Source organism: Nocardia sp. NPDC046763 (assembly GCF_040645495.1).
Taxonomy (GTDB): Bacteria; Actinomycetota; Actinomycetes; order Mycobacteriales; family Mycobacteriaceae; genus Nocardia.
Genome location: NZ_JBEYYI010000008.1, coordinates 257,825 through 269,712, shown reverse-complemented (window position 1 = coordinate 269,712; position 11,888 = coordinate 257,825). Strand labels below are relative to the sequence as shown.

Genomic DNA, 11,888 nt, shown 5'->3' with positions numbered 1-11,888 from the left:
CGCATCGAGATCGAGGAAATCCCATGTTACGCACTGACCTCATCCGGCCGTTGCCCGAGCAGTTGCACGGCAACGCAGCCGCCTTCGGCGACCGCATCGCGTTCGCCGATGCCCGGCGCGCGGTGACCTACGCGGAGCTCGCGGCCCGAACCGGGCGCATCGCCGCCAATCTGGGCTGTGAGCGCGGCGATCGCGTGGCGCTGATGCTCGGCAACACCGTCGAGATGGCCGAGAGCTATCTCGGCGTGGCCCGTGCCGCGGCTGTCGGCGTGCCGATCAATCCGTACTGTTCCGATGCCGAGCTCGACCACATTCTGGCCGACAGCGGGGCGAGAACCCTGGTCACCCATGCGAGTTCGGCGCAGCGCCGGCAGCAGACACTGGCCCGGCACGGGTTGCGGATCATCGTCGCCGGCGGCGAACCCGGCGGTGACCTCGATTTCGAGACCCTGGCTACCCGTGAATCCGTCGTCCCGCCTCGCGATGATCTCGGCGTCGACGAGGCCGGGTGGATCCTCTACACCTCGGGCACCACCGGGCAGCCCAAGGGCGTGGTCACCACGCTCACCAAGGCCCTGTGGGGCACGGTGGCCGGCTACGTCCCCTGGCTCGGACTGTGTGGGGACGATCGGTTGCTGTGGCCGCTGCCGCTCTCCCATTGCCTGGGGCACCACCTGGGTGTCGTGGGCACCGTGGCGGTGGGCGCGGGCGCGTGGCTGATCGACGGATATGCCGCCGGGCCGCTGCTCGAAGCACTGCACTCCTCGCGGGCGACCGTGCTGGTCGGTGTGCCGACCATGTTCCACCGCCTGATCCAGGCTTCGGAAGGACAGACCCGGCCGCGCCCGGATGCGCTGCGGGCGTGCTGGTTCGGTGGCGCGCCCGGCTCCGCCGAACTCGGGGAGCGGGTCGAGGCGGTACTCGGAGTGCCGCTGCTGAACACCTACGGCGCGAGCGAGACCAGCGGGCCGATCACCATCAACCCGTCCTCGAATCGAAACACCCCGAAATCGGCCGGCTATCCAGTGCTGGGAACCAGTGTGCGCGTGGTGGATCCGAGCACCGGTGCCGATGTGCCGACCGGCGCGGAGGGGGAGCTGTGGGTCGCGGGCCCGGGCGTCATGCTCGGGTATCACCGACAGCCGGAGCTGACCGCCACCGTGCTGCGTGGAGAGTGGTTGCGCACCGGTGATCTGGGCCGCCGCGACTCGCTGGGTGCGCTGTGGATCACGGGCCGGCTCAAGGAGCTCATCATTCGCGGAGGTGAGAACATCCACCCCGCGGAGATCGAGAACGCCCTTACGGCCGTTCCCGGGGTGCTGGACGCGGCGGTCATCGGCAAGGCCCATGAGTCGCTGGGTGAGGTGCCGGTCGCGCTGCTGGTGCTCGGGCCGGACCGTCCGAGTGCCGGGTCTGTCTTCGCTGAATGCCGGAAGATGCTGTCACACACAAAGATTCCGGTGGACCTGTACGAAATCGACGCGGTGCCGCGTACCGGCTCGGGCAAGGTGCGTCGCCAAGAGCTGTCTGGTCTGCCGATGCGCTGGCTGGCGGCCGCGCCACCGGAAGCAGAGGATCTCGCGACCGGATGGGCGCCGCCGGACGCCGAGGTCCGCGCACAGCTACGGGCCCGGCTGGCAGGGCTCTCACCCGCCGACGGCATAGCACTGCTCGGCGACCGCATTCTGGAATCGGTTGCGCTGATTCTGGGTGCGGGACGCCGTCGCATGGACGGGACCTTCAAGGACTGGGGGATCACCTCACTGGGCGCGGTCGGGTTGCGCAATCAGCTGGTGGTCGTCACCGGAGTGGATCTGCCCGTGACGGCCGTATTCGACTACCCCACACCGGAATCACTCGCCGGACGGCTGCGCGCGATCCTGCTCGGCGAGCCGGTGCGGCGGCCACCTGACGACCGGCTACCCGCGCTCGGCGACGAATTCGCCCGGCGCGTGGACGAAATCACGGCCATGGATGCCGCGGAACTGGTCCGTCTGGCCTCCGCCGGTACACCGGTGAATCACACATCGATCAATACGGGCAGCAGCGGCGGAAAGGGCGGCGGACGGTGACGACGAACGAGGAACTGGTCGAGGCGCTGCGGAATTCGCTGCTGGAGCAGGAGCGGCTGCGCCGGGACGGCAGCACCGCCGATGTCCGTTCGGAGCCTATCGCGATCGTCGCGACGGGCTGCCGCTATCCCGGCGGGGTGCGCGCCCCCGAACACCTGTGGGACCTGGTCACCAACGGCGTCGACGCGACCTCGGAGTTCCCGACCGACCGGGACTGGGATCTGGACAGTCTTTACGATCCCGAGCCTGGGGCGCCCGGCAAGATCTACGCCCGCCGCGGTGGATTCCTGCACGACGCCGCCGAATTCGACGCCGGCTTCTTCGGTATCTCCCCGCGCGAGGCGGCGGCTATGGATCCGCAGCAGCGCCTGCTGCTCGAGGTGTCCTGGGAGGCGCTGGAACGCGCCGGCATCGACCCGGTCTCCTTGCGCGGCAGCGATACCGGTGTCTTCGCCGGTGTCATGTACCACAACTACGGGACCGACGCGGTCGGCGCGGCGGGATCGGTGGTGTCCGGGCGGCTGGCCTACATCCTGGGGCTCGAGGGCCCCGCTATCACGGTCGACACCGCGTGCTCGTCGTCGCTGGTGGCGCTGCATCTGGCCATGCGGTCACTACGCAGCCGTGAATGCGGATTCGCCATCGTGGGCGGTGTCGCGGTGATGGCGACACCGAACTCGTTCGTGGAGTTCTCCCGGCAGCGTGGCCTCGCGCCCGATGGCCGCTGCAAGGCCTTCGCGGCCGCCGCCGACGGTGTGGGTTGGTCCGAGGGCATCGGTGTGCTGCTGCTGGAACGCCTTTCGGACGCGCGTCGCCACGGGCACACCGTGCTGGCGGTGGTGCGCGGTACGGCGGTCAATCAAGACGGAGCCAGCAACGGTCTCACCGCGCCCAACGGACCGGCACAACAGCGGGTTATCCGGCAGGCGCTGGCCGACGCCGGGGTGGGCGCGGACGAGGTCGATGTGGTGGAGGCGCACGGTTCGGGCACCCGGCTGGGAGATCCGATCGAGGCGACCGCGCTGCTGGCCACCTACGGCAGTGAGCGTGCCACCGGCGAGCCGCTGTGGCTGGGGTCGGTGAAGTCGAACATCGGGCACGCACAGGCGGCTTCCGGTGTGGCCGGGGTGATCAAGATGGTGGAGGCCCTGCGGCGCGCGGTGATCCCGCCGACGCTGCACGTCGACGCGCCCTCCCCGCACGTGGCCTGGCAGTCCGGACGGGTCGAGCTCGCCACCCGGATCCGTGAGTGGCCGCGTACCGACCATCCCCGCCGCGCCGCGGTGTCCTCGTTCGGCATCAGCGGAACCAATGCCCACGTCATTCTCGAGCAGGCACCCGCCGAGCCGGTCCCGGAGGTTGTGAAAACTACGGCACCGCCGGTGATTCCGTGGGTGCTGTCAGCCAAGACCGCCGAATCGCTGACCGGGCAGGTGCGCCGGCTGCACGAGCTGCTGAACGCGAATCCGCAGCTCGATCCCGCCGACGTGGGGTTCTCGCTGGTCACCTCGCGCTCGCTGTTCGCGCACCGCGCCGTCGTTCTCGGTCGAGATCGAGTTTCGTTGACCGACGGTCTCGCCGAATTCTCCAGTGGGGGAGCTGGTTCGAGCGTAGTGAGCGGACGGGCGGAGATGGCCGGCAAGACGGTGTTCGTTTTCCCCGGCCAAGGATCGCAATGGCTCGGCATGGCGGCCGAGCTGCTCGAGACCGCACCGGTTTTCGCCACTCGGATCAACGAGTGCGCGGCCGCCCTGGCCGAGTTCGTGGACTGGTCCCTGCTGGACGTGCTGCGGGATGTTGAACTGGCTGCTGGGCTGAACAATCCGGCGGTGGTACAGCCGACGCTGTTCGCGGTGATGGTCGCCCTTGCCGACTTGTGGCGCTCGCTGGGAGTCGAACCCGATGCGGTGATCGGGCACTCACAGGGCGAGATCGCCGCCGCATGTGTCGCGGGCGCGCTGTCGCTGCGTGAGGCGGCCCGGATCGTGGTGGCGCGCAGCCGTGTATTGCTGACCATCGCCGGACAGGGCGGGATGGTCTCGGTGCAGCGGCCCGCAGCGCAAGTCTCCGGCCTGATCGAGAAGCATTGGCCGGGGCGGCTTTCGATCGCGGTGGTGAACGGTGCGACCTCGACAGTGGTGTCGGGGGAGGACGATGCCCTCGACGAGCTGATCCGGCACTGTGACCGCGGGTGCATCGGCGCCCGCCGGGTCGCCGTCGACTACGCGGCGCATTCGCACCGGGTCGAGGATGTGCGGGAGGACCTGCTGCGCGAACTCGGCGAGGTACAGGCGGATCCGGGGAAGATTCCCGTGATCTCCTCGGTCACAGGCGAAGTTGTCGACGGCCGGGACCTGGACGCCGCCTACTGGTATCGGAACCTGCGCATGCCGGTGCGCTTCGATCACGCGCTGTCCACCGCCTACCACCGCAAGGGCCGCGCTTTCGTGGAGTGCAGCCCGCATCCGGTGCTGACCGCCGATGTGTCGGAATTCCTCGACGGCACCGAGGAATTCGACCAGGCGGTGGCGGTCGGCTCGCTGCGCCGTGGGGACGGCGGATTCGACCGGTTCCTGACCTCGGCCGCCGAGGCGCACGTCCACGGCGTTCCGGTGAACTGGGCCGCGGTATTCACGGACTCGGGTGCTGTGCGTATCGACCTGCCCACCTATGCCTTCGACCGTCGGCGTTACTGGCTGGAGGAGCAGCCGGCGGGGCGAGCGACCGAATTGGGCTTCGCCGCTGCCGAACACCCGTTGCTGGGTGCGGTCGTCGAATTCGCCGATCATGACGGCGTGCTGATGACCGGCCGGCTGTCACTGTCGGCGCATCAGTGGCTGGCCGACCACCGGGTCGGCGAACGGGTGCTGCTGCCCGGCACCGCATTCGTGGAGCTGGCGCTGTACGCGGCGGACACCGTGGGCGCCACGCGACTGGCCGAACTGGTGCTCGCTGCGCCGCTGGTGATTCCGGAGCACGGTGCGGTGCCGATCCAGATCCGGGTGAGCGAGACCGAACCGGGGGAGTGGCGGCTGGGCGTCTACTCGCACGCATCCGCCGCGGACGCCACGCCCGGACAATGGCTCTGCCACGCCACCGCCATCCTCGATTCCGCTCCGGCGGAACCGGTTTCGATCCGTGACCTGCGGGTGTGGCCGCCGGTCGGCGCCACGAGCGTGGAGATCGGCACCGCCTACGAGCAGTTCGCGGATGCCGGATACGGCTATGGGCCGGTCTTCCAGGGACTTCGGGCGGTATGGCGGCGCGGCGCCGAGATCTTCGCCGAGGTGGCGCTGCCGGAGGCGGCGGTGGAATCCGCCGGCCGCTTCGGGCTGCACCCCGCACTCCTGGACGCCGCGCTGCACACCTCCCTGGTGGCCGCGTCGGAGTCGGGGGAATTGAGCGCGGTGAAGCTGCCCTTCTCGTGGGAGGGGGTCACGCTGTCCGCGGTGGGTGCTTCGGCGCTTCGGGTGCGCGCCGTGCTGTCCGGCGACCGCATGGAGCTGACCCTGGCCGACGCCGCGGGCGGGTTGGTGGCGCGGGTCGACGCGCTGACGCTGCGGCCGCTCGCCGCGGGTGCCCTCGCCGACCGGACCCCGGTGGCCGATGGTCTCTACGCGATGAACTGGATCGCCCTGCCGGACACCGAGACCGCTGCCATCGGCCGGGATTGGGAAACCGTCGGGGACGAGGGCGGCTGGTTACTCGAGCGCTGCACCGGCGAGCGGGAGATCCTCGCGCTGAGCTGCCCATCCGAGGAAACGGTCGGGCCACTGGTGGACCGCACCCATCACTTGGTGGCCGCGGCGCTGACCCGGATCCAGCAGCTGCTCGCCGACGAGAGTCTCACCGCGGCCACGATCGTGGTCGTCACGCGCGACGGCGTCGCGATTGACGGGGGCGCGGATGTCGACCCGGCGCACGCGTCCGTCTTCGGCCTGGTGCGCAGCGTCCAGAGTGAGAACCCCGGTCGCGTGGTGATTCTCGACATCGACGCGTACTCCGACCGCCGGGTCGCAGTGCGGTCGCTGGCCCAGGCGGGCGAACCTCAGGCCGCGGTCCGCCGCGGTGTCACCCATGTGCCGAGGTTGGCATCGGGCGGCCCGGACACGGTGGGCCGTGCGGAACTGGCCACCGCTGGCGAATGGCGGCTGGCCTCCCTGGGAAAGGGCACACTGCGCGGCGACAATCTGGTTCTCGAACCGGCCGCAGAGGAGCCCGAGCTCGCCCCCGACGAGGTGCGGGTCGCGCTGCGGTCCGCCGGAATGAACTTCCGCGATGTGCTCATCGCACTCGGCGTCTACCCGATCGACTGGGTCGTCGTCGGCGGTGAGGGCGCGGGCGTTGTGTCGGCTGTCGGTTCCGCGGTGACCCGATTCCATCCGGGTGACCGGGTGATGGGCCTTTTCGACCGTGGAGTCGGATCGTACGCGGTGGCGCCGCAGGCGAAGCTCGCGCGCATCCCTGACGGCTGGAGCTTCGAACAGGCGGCGGCGGTGCCCGCGGTCTTCGGCACCGCCTACTACGCCCTCATCGATCTCGCTGGGCTGAAAGCCGGTGAGTCCGTATTGATTCACGCCGCGACCGGCGGAGTCGGCCTCGCCGCAATCCAGCTGGCCCGGCATCTGGGTGCACGGGTGCTGGGTACCGCCTCGCCCTCGAAATGGCAGGTGCTGACGGAGCTGGGGTTCGATGCCGGCGACGTCGCGAGCTCACGCACGCTGGACTTCGAACAGAAATTCCTGGCGCGCACCCACGGTCGCGGCGTGGACGTCGTCTTGAATTCGCTCACAGGTGATTTCGTGGACGCGTCGTTGCGGCTGCTGCCACGCGGCGGCCGGTTCATCGAGATGGGTCTCACCGATCTGCGCGAGCGCGAGCTGATCGCTGCCCGTCATCCGAGTGTCGAGTACCGCGATTTCGTGCTGATGGATGCGCCCGCCGAGCGGCTCTCGGAAATCTTCGATCAGCTGGTCGACCTCTTCGAAGCCGGTGTGCTGCAACCGCTGCCGGTGACGCTGTGGGATGTGCGGCGAGCGCCCGAGGCATTTCGCTACCTGTCGCAGGCCCGCCATATCGGTAAAAACGTACTCACCGTGCCGCGACGGCTCGATGCCACGGGCACGGTGCTGATCACCGGCGGCACCGGTGGCCTGGGCGCGGTGGTCGCCCGCCACCTGGTGCGCGCCCACGGCGTCGAGCATCTGGTGTTGACCTCGCGGCGGGGACCGGCGGCCGAGGGCGCGGGCGAGCTGGCCGAGGAGCTTTCGGCCCTGGGCGCCGATGTCGAGATCGTCGCCTGCGATGTCTCCGACGCGGATGCGGTGCGGGCGCTGGTGGCGGGCATCGATCCGGCGCATCCGCTGACCGGCGTCGTGCACGCGGCCGGCGTCCTCGATGACGGACTGTTCGTCGATCAGAACCCCGAGCGCCTGCGAAAGGTGTTCGTGCCCAAGGTGGACGCTGCCTGGAATCTGCACTCGGCGACCGAGCACCTGCCGCTGGCGATGTTCCTGCTGTTCTCCTCGATCGCCGCCGCCGTCGGCTCGCCGGGGCAGTCGAACTATGCGGCGGCGAACTCGTTCCTGGACGCGCTGGCGGTGCTGCGGAGGCGCCGCGGCCTGGCGGCGACCTCGATCGCCTGGGGTTTGTGGGAGCAGGCCACAGGTATGACAGGTGCGCTCACCGACGCCGATCGAGCCCGGTTGCGGGCGGGCGGGTTCCTGCCGATCTCGACCGATGAAGGCGTCGCGATGCTGGACGGCGCGGTCGCTTCGGGCCAGTCCTATGTGGTCGCCTCCCGTCTCGATATCGCCGCCCTGCGGATCGTCGAGCCGGAGGCGCTGCCGCCGGTGCTGCGCGGGTTGGTGCGCTCGGTGCGACGGGCGGCGGACGCGGGTGCCGAGCAGGCGTCGAAGCTGGTCGCCGGCCTGAGCGGGTTGAGCCCCGTCGAGCAGGAGAAGGTGCTGCTGGACCTGATCCGCTCGCATGCCGCGGCGGTGCTCGGGCACGATTCAGCCGATTCGGTGGGTACGGGCGACGCCTTCAAGGATCTGGGTTTCGACTCCCTGGGCGCGGTCGAGTTCCGCAACCGGCTGAAATCCTCCACCGGCCTGAAACTCTCGACCACCGTCGTGTTCGACTACCCCACGCCGTCGATGCTGGCCGGCTATCTCCGCGAGGAGATCGCGCCCGCCGACGATGCGGTGGCGCGGCTGGTGGCTCAGGCCGAGGTGCTGTCGGCGGCCTGCCGCGACATCCATCTGGAGAAGGCCGAAGTCTCACTCCTGGCCGACAAACTCACCGAGGTCATCCGGAATCTCCAGGGCGACAAAGACTCCGGCATAGATCTTGACACCGCCGAGGACGACGAACTCTTCGACTTCATCGACAGCGCACCGTCCGCGCAGCACTGAAAGGACAATCCTATGGCACTCCCCAGTCCCGCCCCCGACCGCACCGCGCTGGTAACCGGCGCGTCTTCCGGCATCGGCCGCGCCATCGCCCGTGAGCTCGCCGGACGCGGACACCAGGTCTGCCTCGTCGCCCGGCGGGAAGACAAGCTGGCCGAACTCGCCCGCGAGATCAAGGCGGCGGGTGGACGCGCCGAGGTGCTCGCCCTCGATCTCACCGATCGCGCCGCCCGCGCCGAATTGCCCAAGCGTGTCGACGATCTCGGGCTGGCGGTGGACATCCTGGTCAACAATGCCGGATGGTCCACGCTTGGCCCGGTGGTCGGTGCGAACCCGGAGGACGAGCTGGGCATGGTCGAGGTGGACGTGATGTCCGTCGTCGACCTGTGCACCCGTTTCGCGCCCGGCATGGTCGAACGCGGCGCCGGCGCGATCCTCAATGTGGCCTCCACCGCATCGTTCCAGCCGTTGCCGGGGCAGACCGGATACGGCGCCGCCAAGGCCTTCGTGCTGTCCTACACCCAGAGCCTCAAAGGTGAGCTGTTCGGCACCGGGGTCAAGGTGACCGCGTTGTGCCCGGGACCGGTCGAGACCGGATTCATCGAGGTCGCAGGGTTCACCGAGAAGGAATACAAGTTCATGCCGCGCCCGATGTGGAAGTCGGCCGAGCAGGTCGCCAAGGCGGGCGTGAACGGTGTCGCGCGAGGGCGCATGGTGGTGATTCCCGGGCAGCTCAACCGCTTCGTGTCCTACCTGGCCTACTACAGCCCCAAGCGAATCGTGGTGCCGATCGTGTCCTTCGGGCACCCCCGCCTGCAGTCACTGCGTGCGCAGCGGCGGAGCTAGGGGCTGCCCGTAGGGGTGTCGACGTATCCGATGATCGGCGAAAGTTGGACTGTCCGAACGGTTCCGATCATCGGGAAATTCAATATCCCCGCACCGGTCGGATGCGGGTTCGTACAACAGGAGTACCGCACATGAGCATCGAACAATCGGTTCGCGACGATATCTCGGGCTATCTGCTCGCCCATTATGAGATCGATCTGAACGACCTGCCGCCGGACACTACCGTCCGCGACCTGGGCGTGGATTCCCTGGGGTTGCTGGCGATCGCGAACCTGATCGAGGGGAAGTACGGGTTCTCGATGGACGACGAGCGCCTGGCCTCGGTCCGGACCCTCTCGGATCTGCTGGAGTTCATCAGCACGAAGAGCGCGGAGGCCGAACGGGCCGCCGCCGAATAGGACACCCTACCAACAGGATTCGAAAGAACCGGAGCTATTGACGTGAACGCCTACATCACCGCGACAGGCCGATTCCTGCCCGGAGACCCGGTGCCCAACAACGAGATCGAGGATTACATCGGCAAGGTCGGCCGCGGTTCCTCCGATCTCAAGGAGCTGATCCTCGAGAACTGCGGGATCAAGACCCGCCATTACGCCATCGACAAGCAGCAGAACACTGTCTACTCGAACGCGCGCATGGCGGCCGAGGCCGTCCGGGCGGCCGCGGCGCGGGCGAACCTCGGTCCCGACGACTTCGATCTGCTCGCCGCCGCGACCACCATGCCCGACCTGATGGGCCCCGGGCACGCCAGTATGGTGCACGGCGAACTCGGCTACGCGCCGCTGGAAATCATTACCGCGCACGGTATCTGCAGTTCCGGAATGATGGCGCTGAAGAACGCGTATCTGCAGGTGATGGCGGGGGAGAAGAAGAACGCGGTCGCGGTGGCCAGTGAACTCGCCTCCCGTGGGTTCAAGAGCTCCCGCTATGCGGAGATGACCCCGATCGCCGAGGACGGCAGCCTCCCCATGGAGACCGCCTTCCTGCGCTACATGCTCTCCGACGGTGCCGGCGCCGCGGTCGTCCAGGACAAGCCGAAGGCCGACGGCATCAGCCTGCGCATCGACTGGATCTCGCTGACCTCGTACGCCAATACCGAGAAGACATGCATGTACTTCGGCAGCAAGACCAACGACTGTGAGAAGACCTGGAACGACTATCCGAACTCCGCGGCCGCCGCGGCCGACGGCGCGGCGTTCCCGCGCCAGAAGCTGGCCCTGCTGCCACACCTGGTCAATATCGGAATCATCGAGGCGCAGCGCCTGATCGACGCGGGCCGGATCGACCTGGACCGACTGGACTGGTTCCCCGCGCATTACTCCAGTGAGCGCATGAAGGAGCTGCTCATCGGCGAGATGAAGCGCGCCGACCTGCATATCGCGCCGGAGAAGTGGTTCAGCAACCTGACCCGGGTGGGCAATATCGGCAGCGCCAGTATCTACATCATTCTCGACGAAATGCTGAACGAGGGCATGATCGAAGCCGGTCAGCAGGTCGTGTGCATGGTGCCCGAGTCGGGCCGGTTCGCCATCTCGTTCATGCATCTGACCGCTGTGGCGGGTGATTCGGACCATGCCTGATTCGCTGTCCGGCACGCGCCGGGTAACCATTCTCTGCTACACCCAGACCGGTCAGCTGCGCGAGGCCGTCGAGGCGTTCGTCGCGCCCATGGCCGCTGCCGGATGGTCGGTGCGCTGGGTGGATGTCGTGCCGGACAACGAGTTTCCTTTCCCGTGGTCGATTCGATCGTTCTTCGAGGCGTTTCCCACTTCGACCGATCCGCGCGCCACGGTCGCGTTGCGCACGCCGGCGTCCGGTTTGCACACCGAGCCGGACGAGCTGGTGATACTCGCCGCCCAGGTCTGGTACCTGTCTCCCTCGCTGCCGGTGCGCGCGCTGCTGACCGACCACCCCGAACTCTTCCATGACAGGGATGTACTGGCGTTCATGGTCTGCCGCGACAAGTGGTACTCCGCGGTGGTCGAGATCCGGGCCATTCTGGATCGGCTGGGCGCGCGCTTCGTCGGAGTCGTCGCGGCGACCGATACCAACCGGCACTTCACCTCGATGGTGACCACGCTGCGCTGGATGCTGCGCGGCAAACGTGAAGGGTTTCTCGGCTTTCCGGCGGCCGGGGTCGGCGTCGCCGAACTCGATCGGCTGCGGGTCGCCGGGCAGTCGATCGTCGCAAATGCGCAACCGTCGGATGCCGTCGCCGGTGATGTGCTGGTCCGGACATTGCCGGCGGTCGATGCCGCACCCGTGGAGCCGCTCATCGCGGGTGCGGATCTCACCGGCGGCCGGATCTTCCGTTTCTGGGGAGCGGGAGTGCGCGCGGCCGGGCGTTTCGGCTCGGTCGCGCACAGCCTGATGCTGCTGTTGTTCGTCTGCTGGCTCGGTATCGCCATCGGTGTCGGACTACCGGTCCTCAGCCTGGTGCGCCGCATCGGCAAGGGGTATTTCGAGCCTCGGGTGCGCCGCCGGATCGCGACCGCCCTGTTCCCCTCGCCGCGTCCGGATCCGGGCATCGGGTCGAATCGGGCGAGGTCGGCATGAC

6 protein-coding genes are annotated in these 11,888 nt (G+C 68.4%); all 6 read left to right on the top strand.

All coding sequences use genetic code 11. From position 1 onward, the window contains the following. The first annotated feature begins 23 nt into the window (after positions 1–23). The 6 genes from ABZ909_RS16415 (at position 24) to ABZ909_RS16390 (ending at position 11,887) form a co-directional block, all read left to right on the top strand. Positions 24–2,072 (top strand): AMP-binding protein, encoded by a 2,049-nt coding sequence (locus ABZ909_RS16415; RefSeq protein ID WP_356999868.1) that lies wholly within the window; start codon positions 24–26, stop codon positions 2,070–2,072. A 26-nt stretch (positions 2,073–2,098) separates the two neighbouring features. Continuing rightward, positions 2,099–8,488 carry a type I polyketide synthase gene (locus ABZ909_RS16410; protein ID WP_356999969.1) on the top strand — a complete coding sequence of 2,130 codons (6,390 nt, stop codon included), beginning with the start codon at positions 2,099–2,101 and terminating at the stop codon, positions 8,486–8,488. A gap of 12 nt (positions 8,489–8,500) precedes the next feature. Next, positions 8,501–9,331, top strand: a complete 831-nt coding sequence (locus tag ABZ909_RS16405; RefSeq protein WP_356999865.1) for an SDR family oxidoreductase — start codon at positions 8,501–8,503, stop codon at positions 9,329–9,331. Positions 9,332–9,462: 131 nt separating this feature from the next. Next, positions 9,463–9,729: an acyl carrier protein gene (locus tag ABZ909_RS16400; RefSeq protein WP_356999862.1), complete on the top strand. Its 267-nt coding sequence runs from the start codon at positions 9,463–9,465 to the stop codon at positions 9,727–9,729. A 42-nt stretch (positions 9,730–9,771) separates the two neighbouring features. After that, positions 9,772–10,911 (top strand): 3-oxoacyl-[acyl-carrier-protein] synthase III C-terminal domain-containing protein, encoded by a 1,140-nt coding sequence (locus ABZ909_RS16395; protein ID WP_356999859.1) that lies wholly within the window; start codon positions 9,772–9,774, stop codon positions 10,909–10,911. After that, positions 10,904–11,887, top strand: a complete 984-nt coding sequence (locus ABZ909_RS16390; RefSeq protein ID WP_356999857.1) for a hypothetical protein — start codon at positions 10,904–10,906, stop codon at positions 11,885–11,887. Before ABZ909_RS16395 ends, ABZ909_RS16390 begins: the two co-directional genes overlap by 8 nt. Position 11,888: the final 1 nt, after the last annotated feature.